The organism is Ruegeria sp. AF7 (genome assembly GCF_056541885.1).
On the sequence record NZ_JBQFYX010000005.1, the window covers coordinates 173827 to 193901 of the forward strand.

At 56.9% G+C, this 20075-nt stretch carries 19 protein-coding genes; 9 read left to right on the forward strand and 10 right to left on the reverse strand.

Annotated elements, in window-relative coordinates; translation table 11 throughout:
• Positions 1-20 precede the first annotated feature (20 nt).
• The 5 genes from ACR0AP_RS12135 (at position 21) to ACR0AP_RS12155 (ending at position 5621) form a co-directional block, all read left to right on the forward strand.
• On the forward strand, positions 21-935 hold the full coding sequence (locus ACR0AP_RS12135; protein ID WP_480506934.1) for a Hint domain-containing protein: 915 nt from the start codon (positions 21-23) through the stop codon (positions 933-935).
• Positions 936-974: 39 nt separating this feature from the next.
• On the forward strand, positions 975-1709 hold the full coding sequence (gene mtgA / locus ACR0AP_RS12140) for a monofunctional biosynthetic peptidoglycan transglycosylase (protein WP_480506935.1): 735 nt from the start codon (positions 975-977) through the stop codon (positions 1707-1709).
• Positions 1710-1767: 58 nt separating this feature from the next.
• On the forward strand, positions 1768-2433 hold the full coding sequence (gene fzlA, locus ACR0AP_RS12145) for an FtsZ-binding protein FzlA (RefSeq protein ID WP_480506936.1): 666 nt from the start codon (positions 1768-1770) through the stop codon (positions 2431-2433).
• Positions 2434-2507: 74 nt separating this feature from the next.
• Positions 2508-3545 carry a tRNA epoxyqueuosine(34) reductase QueG gene (gene queG / locus ACR0AP_RS12150; protein ID WP_480506937.1) on the forward strand — a complete coding sequence of 346 codons (1038 nt, stop codon included), beginning with the start codon at positions 2508-2510 and terminating at the stop codon, positions 3543-3545.
• Between the two features lie 72 nt (positions 3546-3617).
• Entirely contained in the window at positions 3618-5621 is a 2004-nt protein-coding gene (locus ACR0AP_RS12155; protein WP_480506938.1) for a hydantoinase/oxoprolinase family protein, read from the forward strand.
• Positions 5622-5660: 39 nt separating this feature from the next.
• Here the strand turns inward: ACR0AP_RS12155 and msrA are convergent, their stop codons facing one another.
• The 3 genes from msrA to ACR0AP_RS12170 all read right to left on the reverse strand — a co-directional run bounded on the left by msrA (position 5661) and on the right by ACR0AP_RS12170 (position 7629).
• Positions 5661-6173, reverse strand: a complete 513-nt coding sequence (msrA, locus tag ACR0AP_RS12160) for a peptide-methionine (S)-S-oxide reductase MsrA (RefSeq protein ID WP_480506939.1) — start codon at positions 6171-6173, stop codon at positions 5661-5663.
• Positions 6170-6619: a peptide-methionine (R)-S-oxide reductase MsrB gene (msrB, locus tag ACR0AP_RS12165; RefSeq protein WP_209506998.1), complete on the reverse strand. Its 450-nt coding sequence runs from the start codon at positions 6617-6619 to the stop codon at positions 6170-6172. Before msrB ends, msrA begins: the two co-directional genes overlap by 4 nt.
• Before the next feature lie 125 nt (positions 6620-6744).
• Positions 6745-7629: a DMT family transporter gene (locus ACR0AP_RS12170; protein ID WP_209506999.1), complete on the reverse strand. Its 885-nt coding sequence runs from the start codon at positions 7627-7629 to the stop codon at positions 6745-6747.
• Between the two features lie 182 nt (positions 7630-7811).
• On the opposite strand from ACR0AP_RS12170, the gene ACR0AP_RS12175 reads away from it, so the two are divergent.
• Positions 7812-9008 carry a BCCT family transporter gene (locus ACR0AP_RS12175; RefSeq protein ID WP_480506951.1) on the forward strand — a complete coding sequence of 399 codons (1197 nt, stop codon included), beginning with the start codon at positions 7812-7814 and terminating at the stop codon, positions 9006-9008.
• A 98-nt stretch (positions 9009-9106) separates the two neighbouring features.
• Here ACR0AP_RS12175 and ACR0AP_RS12180 read toward each other — a convergent pair whose 3' ends face one another.
• The 5 genes from ACR0AP_RS12180 to ACR0AP_RS12200 all read right to left on the reverse strand — a co-directional run bounded on the left by ACR0AP_RS12180 (position 9107) and on the right by ACR0AP_RS12200 (position 14475).
• Positions 9107-9580 (reverse strand): GNAT family N-acetyltransferase, encoded by a 474-nt coding sequence (locus tag ACR0AP_RS12180; protein WP_480506940.1) that lies wholly within the window; start codon positions 9578-9580, stop codon positions 9107-9109.
• 204 nt (positions 9581-9784) lie between these two features.
• Positions 9785-10072, reverse strand: a complete 288-nt coding sequence (locus ACR0AP_RS12185) for an HU family DNA-binding protein (protein WP_117871130.1) — start codon at positions 10070-10072, stop codon at positions 9785-9787.
• A gap of 130 nt (positions 10073-10202) precedes the next feature.
• Entirely contained in the window at positions 10203-11666 is a 1464-nt protein-coding gene (locus tag ACR0AP_RS12190) for an AMP nucleosidase (protein ID WP_480506941.1), read from the reverse strand.
• A complete protein-coding gene (ade, locus tag ACR0AP_RS12195; RefSeq protein WP_480506942.1) occupies positions 11663-13465 on the reverse strand; it encodes an adenine deaminase in 1803 nt (600 codons plus the stop codon). Before ade ends, ACR0AP_RS12190 begins: the two co-directional genes overlap by 4 nt.
• A gap of 140 nt (positions 13466-13605) precedes the next feature.
• Entirely contained in the window at positions 13606-14475 is an 870-nt protein-coding gene (locus ACR0AP_RS12200; RefSeq protein WP_480506943.1) for a LysR family transcriptional regulator, read from the reverse strand.
• Between the two features lie 114 nt (positions 14476-14589).
• On the opposite strand from ACR0AP_RS12200, the gene ACR0AP_RS12205 reads away from it, so the two are divergent.
• Both ACR0AP_RS12205 and ACR0AP_RS12210 read left to right on the forward strand, forming a co-directional pair.
• Positions 14590-15345: a class II aldolase and adducin N-terminal domain-containing protein gene (locus tag ACR0AP_RS12205; protein WP_480487096.1), complete on the forward strand. Its 756-nt coding sequence runs from the start codon at positions 14590-14592 to the stop codon at positions 15343-15345.
• Positions 15346-15366: 21 nt separating this feature from the next.
• Complete coding sequence (locus tag ACR0AP_RS12210; protein ID WP_480506944.1) at positions 15367-16356, forward strand: sterol desaturase family protein; 990 nt, start codon at positions 15367-15369, stop codon at positions 16354-16356.
• A gap of 22 nt (positions 16357-16378) precedes the next feature.
• On the opposite strand, the gene ACR0AP_RS12215 is transcribed toward ACR0AP_RS12210, so the two are convergent.
• Positions 16379-17011, reverse strand: a complete 633-nt coding sequence (locus ACR0AP_RS12215) for a class I SAM-dependent DNA methyltransferase (protein WP_480506952.1) — start codon at positions 17009-17011, stop codon at positions 16379-16381.
• An 87-nt stretch (positions 17012-17098) separates the two neighbouring features.
• Here ACR0AP_RS12215 and ACR0AP_RS12220 point away from each other — a divergent pair, with 87 nt between their 5' ends.
• A complete protein-coding gene (locus ACR0AP_RS12220) occupies positions 17099-17944 on the forward strand; it encodes an SDR family oxidoreductase (RefSeq protein ID WP_480484604.1) in 846 nt (281 codons plus the stop codon).
• A gap of 5 nt (positions 17945-17949) precedes the next feature.
• Here the strand turns inward: ACR0AP_RS12220 and ACR0AP_RS12225 are convergent, their stop codons facing one another.
• A complete protein-coding gene (locus ACR0AP_RS12225) occupies positions 17950-19569 on the reverse strand; it encodes a GMC family oxidoreductase (RefSeq protein WP_480506945.1) in 1620 nt (539 codons plus the stop codon).
• Positions 19570-20075 lie beyond the last annotated feature (506 nt).

The window sequence follows — 20075 nt, forward strand, 5'->3', positions numbered from 1 at the left end:
AAGCAGACAGGGGCAACCGGATGCCAACACCGTATCAGGATCAGTTTTATACTTTCGATCCAGCAAACCCGCCGCCTGCGGGAACGGCAGTCGCTGTTAGCAGTTTCACTTTAGTCGATGCTGATGATGACAACGAAATCGATGCGCCAAGTGGTGACACCGTCAACGGTCAGGACGTCACGAATTCCTGGCCAGGGGACACTGTTACCATCAACGTGGCGGGCGTCGGGAACGTAACCTATACAGGCACCACGTTTTATCTGGCTGACGGATCTCGGGTATTCACACCGACAGACGGTCAGGTCCTGCAGCCGGGAACATTTGTTTCAGCCACCTTCGTCAACACACAGGGGCCGCTGAATGTCGGCAATCTGGGTCCGCCCTGTTTCACGCCGGGCACCATGATAGCGACCCCGGAAGGCGAACGTGCGGTAGAAGATCTTAAAGTCGGTGATCTGGTCACCACAGTGGATCATGGCCCCCAGCCTTTGATCTGGGTTGGGCGTACAGTGGTGGCGGCCGTAGGAAAGCTGGCCCCAATCCGGTTTGAGGCCGGGGTGTTCGACCTGGATCGTCCGCTGCTTGTTTCGCCTCAGCATCGGATGCTGGTTGAAGACTGGCGGGCCTCGTACCTGTCCGGGCACGCTGAAGCGCTGATTCCCGCACATGCTCTGGTCAATGGAAAATCGGTGACCCGGGTGGAAGGTGGCGAGGTGGAGTATTTCCACCTTTTGTTCAAGCAGCACGAGATCGTCATTGCCAATGGTGGCAAAAGCGAAAGCTACTATCCGGGGCATGCGTTGTCGGCCTCGGACCGCGAAACGCAGAGCGAGGTCTTGCACTTGTTCCCTGAGTTGGCAGGTCATGATCCGATGTCGGTGGAAACCGCACGCCCGGTTGTTCACCCGCGCGAAGCGCGTGCCTTCGCGATTTAGGCCGTTTCAAACCCGGACCGCGCGTCGTATAGCTGAGGTATGGCGAAGAAAGCAGCCCGCAAATCAAGCGGTAAGAAAAACAAGGCATCCAATAGGAAATCACCAACGGTGCGCCAGATTCGCCGTTGGCTGACTCGTGTGGTTGCGGCAACTGCCGGAGCTTTGCTTGCGATAATCCTGTTGTATTCGGTTGTGAACCCACCTGTAACACATACGATCTGGTCGGAATGGCGTCGATTGGGAAAGGTTGAGCGCGAATGGGTGCCGATCGAAGAAATGACCCCGATCATGGCGCGTTCGGTCGTGGCGGCAGAGGATGCAAATTTCTGCCTGCACTGGGGATTTGACGTAGAGGCCATTCGCGATGCGCTTGAGGACGGCGGAAATCGCGGCGCCTCGACCATTACACAGCAAGTGGTAAAGAACGTATTTCTTTGGCAAGGGCGCAGTTGGATACGCAAGGCGCTGGAAACTTCGATCACTCCTGTGGTCGAAATTTTCTGGAGCAAGCAGCGAATTCTCGAGGTCTATCTGAACGTTGCTGAAACCGGGAATGGTGTTTTTGGGGTCGAGGCTGCCGCGCAAAGGTATTTCAACACCAGTGCTTCAAAACTTACCTCGGTTCAGGCGGCGCGGATTGCCGCCATTCTGCCGTCACCGCGCAACAGATCGGTCACTGACCCGACGGCGCGAACGCGCAGGCGGGCGGCATCTATTCTGGATGGGGCGGCCACCATCCGCGCAGATGGTCGCGCAGATTGTTTCGAGGATTGAAACCCATCGCCTGCAAAGGCTAAATCTGTCGGGTACTCACTGGTTCGATTGGAAGCCCATGGCGCGTCTGTTTCATGTTCCCCTCTCTCCGTATTGCCGCAAGGTTCGGCTGTCCCTGGCGGAAAAGAAGATCGAGGTTGAGCTTGTCGAAGAGCGATACTGGGAGCAAGACCCCGACTTTTTGCGCCGAAACCCTGCGGGCAAAGTACCAGTATTGCGTCTGGACGGGCAAATGATGTCGGAAAGCGCGGCGATCTGCGAATATATCGAGGAAACACGTCCCGAACCGCCATTAATGCCAAAAAGCCCCGAAGCCCGATACGAAGTGCGGCGCCTTGTCGGCTGGTTTGACGACAAATTCCACCAAGAGGTGACGTCGAAGCTGCTGTACGAACGGGTAAACAAAAAAGTGACGGGTCAAGGCTATCCGGACAGCAAGAATGTCAAGCTGGGTGCCAAAGCGATCAAGTACCACATGGATTATATGGCATGGCTGCTGGATCACCGCCGGTGGTTGGCCGGTGACCAGATGACACTGGCTGATTTCGCGGCGGCGGCGCACCTGTCTTCGCTGGATTACATCTCGGACGTGGACTGGAACCGCAGCCAGGTGGTCAAGGACTGGTATGCCAAGATCAAGTCTCGACCGGCATTTCGGTCCATTCTGGCGGATCAGGTGCCAGGGTTCCGGCCGCCGCCCCATTACGCTGATCTGGATTTCTGATAGGGTACGCCAGGGGGGCTGTCTGCCCCCCATCGCGCAGATGCGCGATTCCCCCCGAGGATATTTTTGGCCAGATGAAGAGCGGATCGGATTTGAAGGAAAAGCTGGTTCAGCAGGCCCTTGCAGAGGGGTTTGTTGCGTGCCGTGTCTGCCGCCCGTGGGATGTTCCAAAGGTTCCCGAGCGTCTGGCCGCATTCCTGGACGCCGGGTATCATGGGCAGATGGGGTGGATGGCGGAGCGGACGCATTGGCGCGGTGATCCTGCGGCCCTTTGGCCCGAGGCGCGATCAGTGATCATGCTGGCAGAGAGTTACACGCCGGAACATGATCCGACAGACGTCTTGCAGCAACACGGCCACGGGGCGATTTCTGTCTATGCGCAGAACAAAGACTATCATGATCTGGTCAAGAAGCGACTGAAGCGCCTGGCGCGGTGGCTGATTGCCGTGGCGGGCGGCGAGGTTAAGGTGTTTGTTGACACTGCACCCGTGCCGGAGAAAGCCTTGGGGCAGGCTGCCGGGTTGGGTTGGCAGGGGAAACACACAAACCTCGTCAGCCGAGAATGGGGTAATTGGGCCTTCATAGGCTCTGTTTTTTCAACTTTGGATATACCCGCAGATCCTGCTGAGATTGATCGCTGCGGGTCTTGTCGGGCCTGTTTGGACAGCTGCCCCACGGACGCCTTTCCGGGCCCGTATCAATTAGATGCACGGCGGTGCATTTCCTATCTGACCATTGAACATAAAGGCCCTGTGGAGCCCGAACTCCGCGGAAAGCTGGGCAATCGAATCTACGGCTGTGACGATTGCCTGGCGGCTTGCCCGTGGAACAAGTTTGCGGTTGCCGCAAGTGACATACGCTATGCCGCGCGCAAAGATCTGGCGGCGCCTGCGCTGGAAGAGCTGGTGACGCTTGATGATACTTCTTTCCGAGCGAAGTTCTCTGGCTCACCCATCAAACGGATTGGGCGCGACCGGTTTGTGCGCAACGTGCTTTACGCCATTGGAAACTCGGGGCACCCGAATTTGAGGGCTGCGGCCCAGAGTTTGACAGATGACCCGGATGAAACCGTAGCCGACGCAGCGCGCTGGGCGGTGGAACAACTTTTATAATTGCCGCAAACAGGCTGGACGTGTCGGCCCCAATCGCTACACCAATCTGCAGCGAACAGTAAGGAGAACCCGATGGCGCTGGCTTTGGGGGTGGATACGGGTGGAACCTATACCGATGCGGTACTGGTCCGGGATGAAAAAGAGGTGATAGCCTCAGCCAAGTCCTTGACCACACGCGCGGATCTGGCAATTGGTGTAGGCAAGGCGATTTCTGCCGTTCTGGAGCAGGCAAAAGTTGCGCCGGATCAGATTTCAATGGCCTCTTTGTCCACGACATTGGCGACCAATGCCTTGGTCGAAGGGCAGGGCGGGCGCGTTGCGTTGATCTATATCGGATTCAAAGACAGCGACCTTGAAAAGCACGGTTTGAAGGACGCGTTAAAAGGGGACCCGGCCCTGGTTATGTCTGGTGGGCATTCCCATTCAGGCAGCGAAGCTGCGCCATTGGATATTGCAGCGCTGGAGCAATTTTTAGGCTCTCATAAGGGCATTTCAGGCTTTGCCATAGCCGCTCAGTTTGCCACACGAAATCCCGCGCATGAACTGGAAGCCGCACGGATCGTTTTGGAAAGAACCGGGGCTCCGGTCACATGTTCGCATCACTTGTCGGCAAAGCTGAACGGGCCGAAACGCGCCGTGACGGCCGTGTTGAATGCACGGCTGATCGGGATGATCGACCGTTTGATCGGGCGGGCGCAGGACCGGCTGCGCGAGTTGGGGATAATGGCCCCGATGATGGTCGTGCGCGGTGATGGGGCGTTGATGAGTGCTGAACAGGCGCGTGAACGCCCCATTGAAACGATCCTGAGCGGACCTGCCGCGTCAATTGTAGGCGCGCGCTGGTTGACCGGCGCAGAGAATGCGTTGGTGTCGGATATTGGCGGTACGACAACTGACGTGGCGTTGATCCGTGACGGCAAGCCCGCGATCGACTCGGCCGGGGCACAAGTAGGCGGGTTCCGCACAATGGTCGAGGCCGTTGCGATGCGCACCCATGGCCTTGGAGGTGATAGTCAGGTGCATGTCGTGACCGAGGGATTGCAGGGCGGTGTGTTTCTGGGGCCGCGCCGCGTTCTTCCGGTATCCTTGATCGCTTCGGAAGCGCCCGAGATCGTTCATGCCATTCTGGACGAGCAATTGCGGGCCACGACGGTGGGTGAGCACGATACGCGCTTTGCCCGTCGCGTGCCGGGAATACATGACGACGGTATAGATGTACGCGAAGAAGCCCTGCTAGAGCGGTTGGGAGATCAGGTTCTGCCGATTGGTTCTTTGCTTCGGTCCCGAATGGAAAGCGGCGCATTGACCCGGTTGGTGGATCGCGGGATCGTTCAGATCTCGGGCGTGACACCGTCGGATGCCAGCCATGTACTGGGGCGGGTGGATGCCTGGGATGCGGATGCCGCCCGTAAGGCTCTTGAACTGGTCGCGCGCAAACGGGTCGGGTCCGGGGATATGTTGGCAAACTCCCCTGAAGCGCTGGCGCAGATGATCGTGGACCAGTTGACAAAACAGACCAGTTTGACCTTGTTAGAGGCTGCTTTTGATGAGGAACCGGACAGTTTCGGGCTGCCGTCACAGGAGCTGGCGCGGCATATCCTGACACAGCGCGGATTGGCGCAGCATCGCGGTTTGTTGTCGCTGACTGCAGCCTTGAACGTTGATGTTGTGGGGCTTGGGGCGTCAGCCGTCAGCTATTACCCGGCGGTCGGTGAACGGCTTCACTGCCGAATGATCCTGCCAGAACATGCGGGTGTAGCCAATGCGATTGGCGCCGTCGTGGGGCAGGTGACCTTACGGCGATCGGGCACGGTGACAAGTCCTGCCGAAGGGCGGTATCGTGTACATCTCGAGGGCGGGCCCAAGGATTTTTCCGCATCAGAAGATGCGCTGGCTTTGCTGGAAAATGTTCTGAGGTCGGAAGCTGAAGGCGCGGTGCGCGAAGCTGGTGCAGAAGATATCCGCGTGATCGTGGATCGCGACATCAAAACAGCGCGGGTCGAAGCCAATGATGTGTTTGTCGAGGCAATGATCACGGTCGAGGCTAGCGGGCGACCGCGGGTTGCGGCGGGCTAGCCCCTCTGACTTGTTCAGAGGGGCCGGGCAGGTGGTGCATTATTCTGCGGCGCTGGCGCGTTTGGGAAGAACCCAGTCCTGGCGTGGGAAGTGGCAGGTATATCCGTTCGGGATGCGCTCAAGATAATCCTGGTGCTCGGGTTCGGCCTCCCAGAAATCGCCGACGGGTTCGACTTCGGTTACGACTTTTCCCGGCCACAAGCCGCTGGCATTCACGTCTGCGATAGTATCCAGGGCGGTTGCTCTTTGGGCTTCGTCGACGTGGTAAATCGCTGAACGATAGCTCATTCCTCGGTCGTTGCCCTGCCGATTGACAGTGGTCGGGTCGTGAATCTGGAAGAAAAATTCCAGCAGGTCGCGGTAACTGATCAGCGATGGGTCAAACCAGATTTCGATCCCTTCGGCGTGGGTGCCGTGGTTGCGATAGGTGGCGTTGGGCACATCGCCTCCGGTGTAGCCCACCCGGGTCCGCAAGACGCCTAGCCGCCTGCGGATCAGGTCCTGCATACCCCAAAAACAGCCTCCGGCCAGTACAGCACGTTGTTCAGTCATTGGATTTCCTCCACGTGGATCAGGAATTCGGCGTAACCTTCAGCCTCCATCTCATCCCGATGGATGAACCTGAGCGAGGCCGAGTTAATGCAATACCGCAGGCCGCCATGTTCTCGTGGGCCGTCGGGGAAGACATGCCCCAGATGGCTGTCGCCGTGTTTCGATCGAACCTCGGTCCGGATCATACCATGTGTCGTGTCGCGAAACTCTTCCACATGCTCATGGATGATCGGCTTGGTAAAGCTGGGCCAGCCACATCCGGATTCGTATTTGTGGGTCGAAGCAAACAGCGGTTCGCCTGACACGATGTCCACGTAGATACCCGGTTCCTTGTTCTCCAAATACTTGCCTGTCCCCGGTCGTTCGGTGCCGTTGCGTTGGGTGACGTGAAATTCTTCGGGCGAAAGTGCCGCAATAACCGTGGGGTCTTTGGTGTAACGTGTCATGGATCCTCCGGCTGATTTGACGGTTGTGCCATTATCTGGGGGCTGCCGACTAGAAAGCAAAGCGATATTTCAAACAGCTCTCACAGACGTGCGGTCGGTCTGACGCAAACAGATAGGCCCTTGTGTTAGGCCGAAGTCGTTTTGCCGGCAGGTTGGCGTGACAGTTGAACAGCAAGAATACCCAGTGTCGTGACTGTAACGCCAATTGCATCCATCGCGCCCAGTTTCTCGCCCAGCAATATGGCCGCTATCGTGACACCGAATACCGGGTTCAAAAAGTGGAACGTGGCTGCGCGGATCGCGCCGATGCGATCCAGAAGAAGGAACCAGATCAGCGTGGCCAGCAGCCCAGGAAACAGGGTTGTGTAGGTGAACGCCAATGCCAGTGGCAGCGTCGGGTGGATGTAAATGGTCTCAAAGATCGGCGCGGCCACGAACAACGTCGCTGAGCCTACAAGCATCTGCAGACCCACGACCATCATGAAGTTACCGCCCGAAGTCGCGCCGCGAACCGCGAGGGTGGCAAAGGTCAGCGCCAAAGCTCCGATGCCGCATAGTGCGACGCCGAACATGTCGACACCAGCACTGATCCGGCTGCTCATGATCAGGGCGACGCCGGTGAATCCAGCAAACAACCCCAAAACTCCGAGAGGGCGCAGTTTCTCGCCAAAAATAAGCCACCCTGCCAGCGCCACCAGCAAGGGCATTGTGGACGCGATAATCGCCGCAACCGAAGCCTCGACCGTTTGCATCGCGTAAAAATTCAGACCCAAATACAGGGCATTTTGGCAGATACCGAAAAGAATTGTCGCCCGCCACTGGTTCCGGGTTAGGTGCCAGCTTTGCCCCATCGCCCGGGCAATCAGAACCCCCAAAACCCCTGAGATCAAAAACCGCAGGGCTAGCGAAAACAAAGGAGAGGCGTCTGCCACGATGATCCGCGCCGAGGTAAAGGCAGACGACCAGATCAGGGCAAATGTCAGCCCCATGGCTATGGCGCGCAGATCCATGGAGACCCCCTGTCACTTTGCGCGGACTGTCCCCGATTTTGTGATGGGTCGCAAGCGCTGCGCGTTAAAAAAGACACATCCGTGATGCAACGAAAGTCACGAGGATGTTTTTATTGATTGACTGAACAATTAAAGTTATCGGCTCCGGGATCTGACATATCAAGGGAGGGTTGTCGGTGCTTCTGGAGTACATTCTATCTTTTGGCGTCCTGCTGGCATTGGGCTTGGTCGCGTTCTTCGTCGTGAAATGGTGGAACCTGCGCTGCGTTGGCGTGACACCTGTTCACCTTTTCACATTCATCGCGATCCTGTTTACGTCCGGTCTGGATGTTGGCCTGATCATGTTCCCGCTGACAGAATTTGGTGGCTATGCCGAAGATCCGGCCTATGCCTTTGCCAATCCACTGGCGATCGAGTTCGGTTTCTGGGGATTTCTGATCTGGGCGTTTTACTTCCTGACAGCCTTCTATTTCTGCGTGATCGAACCCCGCGTGAACTTCTTTGAGATTCCGCTGGTCAAGCTGATCAACAACGTCGTCATCATCGGCACCTGCGCCTTTACCGCCAGCCTGTTCCTGATCTACCTGCCTGGCTACCTGCCAGAGGTCGGAGATGGCGAATCTGTCGTTACCACCTTCTACGTCATCGTGTTTGTCGTTATTCTGGCGGCGGCCTATTCCTCGACCGATCTGAAATACGTTCGCATCCTGTCCGTCGGTTCGACTTTTTTGTTCCTTGCCCTGATTCTGGGCATGTGGGCAGCCGCAGGTATGGGCGTGACCGGGTTCGTGGAAACCGGCAGCAATATCGGCGCCTATTTCGCCAACCTGCACAAGTTCGTCCTGCCATTGACCGACTATCACGCGTTCTACCTGTTCTGGTGGTTCGCATGGTCGATCATGATCGGACAGTTTACGTCGCGCTTTGTGGGTGGTCTGACCACGTGGCAGTTGCTGGCGGCGCTGTTGATCTTCCCGTCGATCCCACTGGGGATCTGGTTCATAGTTCTTTACTATTACCACCTGAACGGTATCAGCACCGCAGGCATCACCAATATCGCGATGGTAATCGTGGGTGTGACCTTTGTGGTCAATTCGCTGGACTCGCTGATTAGGCTCTATACGGACAACCTGAACATGACCGCCGAACGGTTTGGCAAGGCGACCTATGTCGCTGGCAACGTCGCGCTGCTGTTTGTCCTGACCCTGCTATTCCAGAGTCAGTGGTTGCAAATCCAGTGGATCGGAGCCGTCGTAGTCGGTCTCTACCTGGCTTGCGTGGTTTATATCCTTGTCACCAAACGCAAAGAGGTGATGAGTATCGACGCTATGCCGGAAGACCGTGATCTGGACTTCCACAAGGTTGAGACAATTCACTGATTGCTTGAATCTAGTGTACCAAAAGCGGGTCTCGGCATCGGGGCCCGCAACTCTTTTTAGGGGCTGCCCGATCCGGCCCTCATTCCTTGTCGTTCACTTCAGTTCGTGTCGAGACGATATTTGAGGAAGCTGTGGCCAGCGTAGTCTACTTGCCCAACAAAATACGCGCCGAGTTTGGTCATTGCGTGCAGTTTCGTGCGCGAAGGTGGCAGCAAGAATGTCACGAACGGAATACGATTGTCCTGCTTTGCGAACGCGATAGCCTGACGTGCAATTTTGGCACCCAGTCCAAATGCACTGGGTTTCAAGACCAGTCCGAAATCCCACTCTTCACCTTCTTTTTGAAAACCACCCCATCCCACATATTGACCGCGGTGCAATATTGCCCAATGACCAAGGCCGTCCAGCACCCAACACGACTCTTTCGCGCGAATGAAACTGGCGACTGTTTCCTCATCCCAGTCCTGCGTCAGGAGAGGCATGTGTTCGGCAAGAATTGGATTCCTCATATGCGCCAGTATCTCAGGCGCTGAGACGAGGGGCAGTCGCGTGAAGGTAATATCCTGTTCCATAGAACTGGGATTTAGCGGGCCAAGCAGGAAATCAAAGGGTTGTCCTTTAAATTCGTGCCCGGGACATCCAGTGTTGGATAGTAGCCCATAGTTACAGACTAATGCCTCATAATATAGTTGCGCAGGCCGTAGGACGTAAAATTTAGGCACAAAAAAAGGGGCCGCGTAACCGCCACCCCTTTACATGGTTCCAAGCGCTTTGGATCAGCCGTTCACGCTGTCTTTCAGTGCTTTCGCGATGGTCATTTTAACAACCTTGTCGGCTTCTTTGGTAAAGGTTTCACCGGTTGCCGGGTTGCGGACCTGACGCTCGGGGCGTTCGCGGCAGTAGATTTTGCCGACGCCAGGCAGGGTTACTGCACCACCTGCGGAAACTTCGCGCGTGATCAGGCCGGTGATGGCCTCCAGCGCAGAGTTCGCGGATTTCTTATCGGTTCCCATTTCCTCAGCGAGAGCAGCAACCAGCTGAGTCTTTGTCATAGGTTTTGCCATTTCTTGGTCTCCTTAACGTGCCCGATCTATAGGGCCTCACCGCGTAACTGTAACGGGATATTGTGATCAAACACAACGAGTAGTAGCGTAAAAACCCCTAAAAATATGGGGAAAACGTTGCTTTTTTGCGTCAGAGGAAGGCAGTTTCGTCGAAGGAACGCAATTTCCGGCTGTGCAGACGCTCCAACGGCATGCCGCGCAGGTGTTCCATGGCGCGTATCCCGATCATCAAATGACGGCTGACCTGGGTGGTATAAAAGGACGACGCCATGCCCGGCAGCTTCAGTTCACCGTGCAGGGGTTTGTCCGACACGCACAGCAAAGTGCCGTAAGGAACGCGGAAGCGATAGCCGTTCGCGGCGATAGTGGCGCTTTCCATATCCAGCGCGATCGCCCGCGACTGGCTGAGGCGCTGAACCGGCCCGGTTTGATCGCGCAGTTCCCAGTTGCGATTGTCAACCGATGCAACTGTTCCTGTCCGCATGATCCGCTTCAGTTCATACCCTTCCAACTCGGTCACCTCGGCCACGGCGCGTTCCAGCGCGACCTGAACCTCGGCCAGGGGCGGGATGGGCACCCAGACCGGCAGGTCATCATCCAGAACCTTGTCATCCCGTAGATATGCATGGGCCAGAACGAAATCGCCCAATGCCTGTGTGTTGCGCAGCCCGGCGCAATGGCCAACCATCAGCCACGCGTGCGGGCGCAGAACCGCGATATGGTCGGTCGCTGTTTTGGCATTCGACGGGCCGACACCGATGTTCACCAAAGTAAGACCCGAACCATCTTCACGCTTCAGGTGATAGGTTGGCATCTGGGGCAGTTTCAACGGCTGCTCGATTTCTGCGTCCGGCTGCGTGATCTCGACATTCCCGGTCGAGACAAAACTGGTGTACCCGCTACTGGGATCAGCCAACTGCTCGCGGGCGTAGTTTTCGAATTCCGAAACATAGAACTGATAGTTCGTGAACAGAACGTGGTTCTGAAAATGCCGGGCATCTGTCGCTGTGTAATGTGCCAGTCGCGCAAGTGAATAATCGACGCGCTGGGCAGTAAACAATGACAAGGGGCCGACGGCGTCTTCATTTTCATGCACACCGTTAACGATGTCATCATTCGTGGTCGTCAGATCCGGCACGTCAAACACGTCACGCAGGGTGAAAGCAGCCGCACCCTGATGCGGCACAACCAAATCTGATGTATGCGCCACGGCAAAATGCACCGGAATCGGTGTGTCCGATGCTGCAATCGTCACCGGTTGGTCGTGATTCTTGATCAACAGGGCAATCTGCTGGGTCAGGTAGGACCGGAATAAATCCGGGCGCGTTACGGTTGTAGCGTGAACACCGGGCTCCGCCACATGCCCAAAACTCAGGCGGCTGTCGACTTGAGCATAAGTCGACGTCTTTATGCGAATCTCGGGGTAATAGGCCCGATATCTGGCGGTTGGTGCTCCATTTTGCAGCACCTTCGAGAAGCTGTCGCACAGAAATTCCGTTGCTTGAGTGTAAAGCTCCTCCAGTCGCGCAACTGCGGCTGCGGGATCGGTGAACTGTTCTGGCGAAAGGGCTTCAGGTGTCAGGAGTGTCGTCATGCCAAGGGTTCCAGAAGATCAATTTTTTCGAATGTGCGCACGTCAACCAGCCCGAGATCAGAGATCCTGAGTTCCGGTATGACGACCAACGCCAGTAGCGAATGTTGCATATACGCGTTGTTCAGATTGCAGCCACATTCCCGCATAGCCTGAACCATCCTGTCCGCCTTGGCCGCAACTTCAGCGGCCGGGCTGTCGGACATCAGACCGGCAATGGGAAGTTCGACCATCGCCAGTTCCTGGCCGTCCCTAAAGATCGTGATGCCGCCACCCACTTCGGCCAGTCGATTCGCGGCCAGCGCCATCTGTTCACGGTCGGTGCCGACGACGATCATGTGGTGACTGTCATGCGCCACGGTCGAGGCCATGGCCATTTTCCCCTGATACCCAAACCCCGAGACAAAGGCGTTGGTGACGCCCCCTGTCGCCCGGTGTCGTTCGACCAGTGATATCTGGCATACGTCACCCTCACCTTCAACAAGCCCGCCGATTATCGGCAATTCGGCTTTCAGGGCTTTAGTGGGGGCCTGGTTTTCTACCACGCCAATGACGTTGGCCCTTACCTTGTTTGCACCCTTCGGCGCCGCGATCTCAAAATCGGACGCGGCCAGTTCCTGTTTCAGATGAACGGTGCGACGTGCCTTGTCGGGCCAGTTCAGGTGGGGGCAATCAACCTTGATCACCCCGTTTTCCGCAACAACCTTCCCGCGCGCTATGACCAGTTCGACCGGCAATTCGGTCAGGTCAGAGCTGAGGATGATGTCTGCCCGTCGTCCCGGCGTGACCGATCCGATCTCGCGTTCCAGACCGAAATGCGTGGCGGTGTTGATCGTCGCCATCTGCACGGCCACAAGCGGGTCACAGCCGCAGGCAATCGCGTGGCGCACGACGCGGTTCATATGCCCATCATTGACCAGCGTGGCAGAGTGGCAGTCATCCGTGCACAGGATGAAATTGCGCGCATCCAGACCTTTTTCGGTGACCGCGGTAATCTGGCTTTCAATGTCATACCAGGCCGAACCCAACCGCATCATCGACCGCATTCCCTGACGGACCCGTGCGATGGCATCCGCTTCGCAGGTGCCTTCGTGGTCATCGGCAGGTCCACCAGCCACATAAGCCGCGAAATCAGGCCCTAAATCAGGGGATGCGTAATGTCCGCCGACGACCTTGCCTGCCCGCTGCGTGGCCGCAATCTCGGCCAGCATTTTGGGATCTCCGTGAATCACGCCGGGGAAGTTCATCATTTCCCCCAAGCCGATGATCCCGGGCCAATTCATCGCCTCGGCCACGTCTTCGGGGGTGATTTCATAGCCTGTCGTCTCTAACCCCGGTGCAGAGGGCGCGCAGGACGGCATCTGAGTGAAGATGTTGACCGGCTGCATCATTGCTTCGTCATGCATCATGCGCACACCGTCCAGCCCCAACACATTGGCGATCTCGTGCGGGTCGGTGAACATACTGGTTGTGCCATGGGGGATAACTGCGCGGGCAAACTCGGCAGGGGTCAGCATCCCCGATTCGATGTGCATATGCGCGTCGCATAAGCCGGGCAGGATAAAGCGGCCTTGCGCGTCGATAACCTGTGTCTCTGGTCCGGTACAATGCGAGGCGTCGGGACCGACAAATGCAATACGGCCTGCAGCGATTGCAACTGAATGGTTCGGCAGCAGTTCGCGGCTGTGCACATTTACCCAAGTCCCACCCTTTATTACCATATCTGCTGCCTCACGTCCGGCAGCAACTGCGATCAATCGGGGGGCGACATCGGGCCAAGTTGGGAAGGGTGTGTTTTCCATGGCTCAACTTTCACGAATGCGCGCGTGGGCGCAACCCCGGTTCTTTACTACTGCCGACGGATCACAATTCTGCAAATCTGCCCGACTCAGTCATCGAAAGCTGACATAGGTGCCGACAGCGCGCAGGAACCCGTCCGGGTTTACGTTTCGGACCCGAATTCTCGTCGTATCCAGTTCGCAAAGGTAACCGCTCCGGGCGTATCCTCAGCCTGCGGGGAGAGCAGCAGATAATACGCCTCGGGCATCGGGGCGCGATGCTCAAATGGTGCGACTAGTCGTCCCTGATCGATCAAATGACCTGCGATGGTGTCATGGGCCAGGCACAGGCCACCTCCGGCCATCGCAGCTGACAAACAAACCAGATAGGTTGTCGCGTAGGTAATAGGCGGAATCTGCCAATTCAGAGCCTGATCTTCAGCCCACGTCGCCCAGTTGGTCAACAGGTTGGAACAGTCGAACAGAGGTTTTTCCTGAAGGTCTTGCAGGCACACCTGATATCCCGGCGCGCAGACGGGATAGTAATATTCAGAGCGCAGCACCTCTGTCCGGGTTGTATCTGAGGGTCGAAGGGAAAACCGGATCTCGACTGCTGCGCCTTCAGCCATCTCGCGCGGTTCCCACAACTCGGTGAAGATGTTCAGCTGAACATCCGGGTGTTCAGCCTGAAATAATGGCAGACGCGGGGCCAGCCAGTTCACGGCGAAACTGATGTTGCACTGCACCTGGACCGCATTCTGTTGCGCGCCAGTTACCGCCTGAGTGCCCCGTATCAGTGTCCGAAACGCCTCGCGCACCACCGGCAAATAGGTGATTCCGGCCTCTGTCAGCTCAAGCGCCTTCGGGCGTCGCAGGAACAGTGGCTGACCCAGATGGCCTTCCAGCGATTTGATCTGCTGACTGACCGCACTTTGCGTCATGTTCAGATCCCGCGCCGCACCGGTGAATGACAGATGGCGGGCTGCGGCTTCGAATGTGCGCAGCCAGCCAAGCGGGGGAAGCCTGTTTTGCATCGACATAACTCCGGCATAAGTTTAGCTAATGGAATAGTTGCGTTTTTTTCGTTGGTCAAATTGCCGGACCAAATGCAGGCTTTGGTCATTCGCAGATACCAAAGGACGCGTCACATGAGTCTCACCAACCTTCGTCCCAACATCGATCATTGGTCAGAACGTGTGGACATGGCCGCAACCTTTCGCTGGACGGCCCGGCTGAACATGCACGAAGCCGTTGCCAACCACTTCAGTCTTGCTGTGAACGCAGACGGGACGCAGTTCCTGATGAACCCCAATCAGGCGCATTTCTCGCGTATTCGCGCGTCTGATCTGTTGCTGTTGAACGCCAACGATCCGGATGTGATGTCCCAGCCCGGCGCACCTGATCCCACGGCCTGGGGCCTGCACGGCTCGATCCATCGCCACTGCCCGCACGCGCGTTGCGTCATGCATGTGCATTCGATTTTCGCAACTGTTCTGGCGTCACTGGCCGACAGTACACTTCCGCCAATCGACCAGAACACCGCGACCTTCTACAACCGCTACGTTGTTGACGAAGAATTTGGCGGATTGGCTTTTGAAAGCGAAGGCGAGCGGTGCGCCGGGATGTTGGCTGATCCGAAGAAGAAAGTCATGATCATGGGCAACCACGGGGTTCTGATCACTGGCAGCGACCCTGCAGATACCTTTAACAGGCTCTATTATTTCGAGCGCGCTGCCGAAACTTACATCCGGGCGCTGCAAACAGGCCTGCCCCTGCGGGTGCTGTCGGATGAAATTGCCGAGAAAACAGCACAGGAACTGGACGACTACCCCGGTCAAGCCGAAGCGCATCTGCGAGAGATCAAAGCAATACTCGATGCAGAAGGCTCGGATTACGCAACCTGAATGCAAGACAGAGTGACCGACATGCGAGATTCCACGCAGGACCCCGAAGCTGCCCGCTGGCATTACCACCCCGACGGGCCAGTGGGTCTCAACCCGCTGTTCAGTTGGCCACCACGTCCGGCGGCCGTGCTGAAATGGTACAGCGGAGCGTGGTTGCAAATCACCGCCCTGACACTGTGCATGACCTTGGCCGTCATCGCCTATGCGTTCTTTTTCCCTGCGTTAGAGACGATGAAAAGCTTTGCGCCCGGATGGATGTTTCGGATCTGGTTGCTGAATATGGTGCCGCAAACTCTGGTAGCAGGAAGCCTGCACTGGTGGCTGTACATGCGCAAAGGGCAGGGGATGTACAAAAAGTTTGATCGCAGGGACCTGACACGGGACAACGGAACATTCACATTCCGCAATCAGGTCTGGGATAATATCTGGTGGACGCTGGGCAGCGCCATGACGGTGGCGACCATTTACCAGTGGGTCATCTTTTGGGCGATGGCAAATGGCTGGGTTCCGACGATTACCTGGGCCAGCGCACCGGTGTGGTTTGTGGTTTGGACGCTGTTCATTCCCATGTGGTCCGGCCTGCATTTTTACTGGGTGCACCGGCTGGAACATCATCCCAGGCTTTATAAACACGTGCACGCGGTCCATCACCGCAATGTCAATACCGGGCCATGGTCAGGGATTTCGAATCACTGGTTTGAAAACATGCTGTATTTCACAACGTATTTCATACACCTGATCGTGCCATCCCATCCACTGCATGTGTTGTTTCATAGCTCGTTCCAGCAGGTCAGCCCGATACTGTCCCATTCTGGGTTCGAAAAGATAAAGGCCGGTGAGACCGAAGCCGCGCGGGCGGGCGACTTTTTTCACCAGCTCCACCACCGGTATTTCGAGTGCAACTACGGCACATCCGAAATTCCGTTCGACAAGTGGTTTGGCACCTATCACGATGGCTCAGCCGAGGCGACGACACGCACGCGGGCCTACAAAAAGCAGATGTATACCTGACGCGGCTGGTTCTGTCCGGGGACTAAACCCGTTCGAACAATGCAATGAAGGCCGTGTCATCCTTATTGGTTCCTGCAGCAAGATCGCCATAGATGCGAACCTCGGGCAGGGTCAGGTTGTGGATCTGGTCCTGTTCCAGTTCGTGCAGCTTGCCCTTGAAGCCCATCTTTTCGAAATGGCGGGCGTTTATTGACAGGGCGAACGTAGCGCCTGATCGTGCGACGCGAAGCAGCGCAGGCAACACTTCGGGACCCAGATGGCCATGCGTGAACGTGCCAGATGACACGATGCCGGAATAGCTGTCTGGCGGAACCGGGATGCCATGGGTCAGGTCAGCCTCGATCGCGTCCCGGTAGATATCCTTGCGCATAGCCTGTTCCAGCATCTCTGAACTGATATCCGTGGCATCAATCGGGCCAACACCAAGCCCAGACAACACCGCGCCGCACAGGCCCGTTCCCGCTCCGACATCCAGAACCGGCCCCTGACCGCCCGCGCCCACAAACGCCCGCGCGGTATGGGTATGAAGCTGATAATCCTCACGCGCGGCAAAGCTGTCGTCATAGTCCCCGGCCCATTCCGCATAAAGGCGTTTGTTATCGTCCGGAGAGCTCAGCGCGTAGGCAGAATGCAGGTCTGGTTTCTTTTTGCTCATATCCACAGAAAGGCGCATCAGAAGATTCGATTCAAGTGCGTCCATGCGGCGCTTGCATCCCGATGCGCTGAAGCCCATCAACGGTGCATGACCAAGACACTCTTCTCATTTGGCCACGGCTATTCTGCGCAGGCCCTTTCCCGAATTCTTGCCCCGAAAGGCTGGCAGATTTTTGGCACCACACGAGATGGCGAAGGCACAGATGCGATACGTGCCTCTGGCGCGGACCCGCTGATCTGGCCCGGTGAGGTTCCAAATCTGGATCGGGTGACGCATTTGCTGATCTCAACGGCACCGGGCGAGGCGGGCGATCCGGTACTGGCGGCGCTGGGCGACGAGATCCGAAAACGAGCAAGTCAGTTCACTTGGGTGGGTTATTTATCGACAACGGCTGTTTATGGCGATCACCAGGGCGCCTGGGTTGACGAAGACACCCCGCCAACACCGACCGCCAAGCGTGGAAAGTGGCGCATGCTGGCTGAAGAGCAATGGGCGGCTGTGCCGGGCCTGCCTGTTCACATCTTCCGTCTGGCAGGGATTTACGGCCCGGGCCGTGGGCCGTTCTCTAAGCTCACACGCGGTGGGCTGCGGCGTATCATCAAGCCGGGGCAAGTGTTTTCGCGTATCCACGTGGATGACATTGCGCAGGTTCTGCAAGCCTCGATGACAAGGCCGAATCCGGGCAGTGTTTACAATGTCTGCGACGATGAGCCTGTCCCGCCACAGGATGTCATCGGGTATGCCGCCGAGTTGCAGGGGCTTCCTCTGCCCCCGGCGGTTTCATTTGACGAGGCCGATCTGACACCGATGGCGCGCAGTTTTTATAACGAGAACAAACGCGTCCGAAACGACCGGATCAAGGATGAGTTGGGTGTCGAATTGATCTACCCGAACTACCGGGTGGGGTTGGAGGCGCTGATGAAGGACCGGTAGGTTCTTTACTGCGCGGCTGCCTTAATCATGTCCGAGGCTTTTTCCGCGATCATTATTGTTGGCGCGTTTGTGTTTCCCGACACCAGCGTTGGCATCACCGACGCATCAACTACACGCAGCCCCTCAATCCCCCGCACCCGAAGTTCGGGATCCACAACCGCCAGATCGTCGGTACCCATCTTGCAGGTGCCGACCGGGTGATAGATCGTATCGGCGCGGGCGCGGATATGCCCCTCCCAATCGGCGTCAGATTTGGCCGTATCGGTTCCGAACATCTCTTTATGCCGATATTTGGCCAAAGCTGGCGCTTGCAGGATGTCTCGCGTCATTCGCGCGCCTTTGATCATGGTGTCCAGATCGCGTGCATCTGCAAGAAATCCCGGGTCGATGACAGGCATTGCCATTGGGTCGGCGCTGCTCAGGCCAACGGTTCCCCGGCTTTCCGGGCGAAGCTTGCAGATATGACAGCTGTACCCGTAACCGTAATGCAGTTTGCGGGCGTGATCATCGACCATTGCGATGGTGAAATGCAGCTGGATATCCGGGCGCTCCAGCTCGGGTGAGGTTTTCAGAAACGCCGCGCCTTCGGCAAACGGAGTGGCCGCCATTGACACACCGGTCTTGCGCCACTGATGGATGTGCTTCAGCAGTCGCACTGCCGCTGTTGCGCCGATCCCAAAGTTGTTCGTGTCTTTGGTCCGGTAGGTCAGAGTAAAGTCGAGGTGGTCCTGCAGGTTCCGCCCTACACCCGGTAGTTCGTTGAGAACAGCGATCCCGTGCGGTTCTAGATCAGCGCTTGCTCCAATCCCAGAGATTTGCAGCAGCTGCGGTGTTTTTAATGCTCCCGCGCACAGCAGAACTTCGCGAGTGGCGGTAACGGTGGTGTCTGCCTCTTTGCCTTTGACCCTGAAAACAACGCCAGTTGCGCGCTTACCCTGAAATACCAGCCCTTTCGCATGGGCATGTGTAATGATCGTCAGGTTCGGACGGTTGGCAATCGGGAACAGGTAACCCGCAGCCGCCGAGCACCGCTCTCCATTCTTTGTCGGGTCATGAAACTGCGTTACCTGATACAGCCCGACACCTTCGTTATCGCCTCGGTTGAAATCATCAGTATGACGGTGTTGGAGTTGCCGCGCGGCTTCAATGAACGCGCGGGTGATCGGGCGAGGTTCCTTTTGCTGTGACACCTGTAACGGGCCCTTGTCACCATGCCAGCTGTCTGCGCCAAGCTCATTGTTCTCGGACCGTTTGAAATACGGCAATACGCTGTCCCAATCCCAACCGTCGCAGCCCTGATCGGCCCACCCATCGTAATCCTGCCGCTGACCCCGGACATAAAGCATCGCGTTGATCGCGCTCGAACCACCCAGTGCTTTGCCGCGGGGTTGATACCCCCGGCGTCCGTTCAACCCGCGTTGCGGTATGGTTTCAAAAGCCCAGTTGTTTATTTTGGGTCGTCCCGGAAGGGCTGCCACGACAGCTGCCGGCACCCTGACAGTCAGGCCGTTTCCGTTCCCACCTGCTTCGAGCAGGCAAACGCGTGAAGCCGGGTTCTCGGTGAGGCGGTTTGCAAGAACGGATCCTGCCGAACCGCCGCCCACGATGATATAGTCGAACTCCATGCTGGCTTCCCTACTATCAGAACCATTATTGTGCCGGTCCGCTGTTCGCCATCCGAGCCAGGCTCACCTGAGACTGCGTCAATTGAGTAAAAAAACAATTGTGACCTGAAGTCAGTTTCCAAGTGTTCTTCGACATTCAGCGAAACGGTACGCCCGCGTCGATCGAGTGACTCAAGACGGATATCGATGTCGTCGTTTGCTGACGGGGTCGACGATTCCAGCCAAAGTGCAGATTTCACCCTCTTCTTCTGATGAGCCTGCACCTGAAATGGCCGATGGGAATCGCGAAACATCTGTTTAAACTATTGATTTACAACATTTAAATAAGAGAATAGTGAGAAATGTGAAGTTTTTTCAAAATGGGGGTTGCAGGTCGGAAGCCTAATCCGTAAATACCCCTTCACCGGCGCAACTGAGGTTGGCCTGACGGACTGGAAAGACGGTTGAGACGCGCCGGAGAGACGGTGGGCATCTGAGGTTGAGGTTTAGGCGGTTTCGCTAAGGGA

Coding starts and splice junctions, on each gene's coding strand:
- ACR0AP_RS12135 (WP_480506934.1), top strand. CDS start 21: ATGCCAACACCGTATCAGGATCAGTTTTATACTTTCGATCCAGCAAAC.
- mtgA (WP_480506935.1), top strand. CDS start 975: ATGGCGAAGAAAGCAGCCCGCAAATCAAGCGGTAAGAAAAACAAGGCA.
- fzlA (WP_480506936.1), top strand. CDS start 1,768: ATGGCGCGTCTGTTTCATGTTCCCCTCTCTCCGTATTGCCGCAAGGTT.
- queG (WP_480506937.1), top strand. CDS start 2,508: ATGAAGAGCGGATCGGATTTGAAGGAAAAGCTGGTTCAGCAGGCCCTT.
- ACR0AP_RS12155 (WP_480506938.1), top strand. CDS start 3,618: ATGGCGCTGGCTTTGGGGGTGGATACGGGTGGAACCTATACCGATGCG.
- msrA (WP_480506939.1), bottom strand. CDS start 6,173: ATGACTGAACAACGTGCTGTACTGGCCGGAGGCTGTTTTTGGGGTATG.
- msrB (WP_209506998.1), bottom strand. CDS start 6,619: ATGACACGTTACACCAAAGACCCCACGGTTATTGCGGCACTTTCGCCC.
- ACR0AP_RS12170 (WP_209506999.1), bottom strand. CDS start 7,629: ATGGATCTGCGCGCCATAGCCATGGGGCTGACATTTGCCCTGATCTGG.
- ACR0AP_RS12180 (WP_480506940.1), bottom strand. CDS start 9,580: ATGGAACAGGATATTACCTTCACGCGACTGCCCCTCGTCTCAGCGCCT.
- ACR0AP_RS12185 (WP_117871130.1), bottom strand. CDS start 10,072: ATGGCAAAACCTATGACAAAGACTCAGCTGGTTGCTGCTCTCGCTGAG.
- ACR0AP_RS12190 (WP_480506941.1), bottom strand. CDS start 11,666: ATGACGACACTCCTGACACCTGAAGCCCTTTCGCCAGAACAGTTCACC.
- ade (WP_480506942.1), bottom strand. CDS start 13,465: ATGGAAAACACACCCTTCCCAACTTGGCCCGATGTCGCCCCCCGATTG.
- ACR0AP_RS12200 (WP_480506943.1), bottom strand. CDS start 14,475: ATGCAAAACAGGCTTCCCCCGCTTGGCTGGCTGCGCACATTCGAAGCC.
- ACR0AP_RS12205 (WP_480487096.1), top strand. CDS start 14,590: ATGAGTCTCACCAACCTTCGTCCCAACATCGATCATTGGTCAGAACGT.
- ACR0AP_RS12210 (WP_480506944.1), top strand. CDS start 15,367: ATGCGAGATTCCACGCAGGACCCCGAAGCTGCCCGCTGGCATTACCAC.
- ACR0AP_RS12215 (WP_480506952.1), bottom strand. CDS start 17,011: ATGAGCAAAAAGAAACCAGACCTGCATTCTGCCTACGCGCTGAGCTCT.
- ACR0AP_RS12220 (WP_480484604.1), top strand. CDS start 17,099: ATGACCAAGACACTCTTCTCATTTGGCCACGGCTATTCTGCGCAGGCC.
- ACR0AP_RS12225 (WP_480506945.1), bottom strand. CDS start 19,569: ATGGAGTTCGACTATATCATCGTGGGCGGCGGTTCGGCAGGATCCGTT.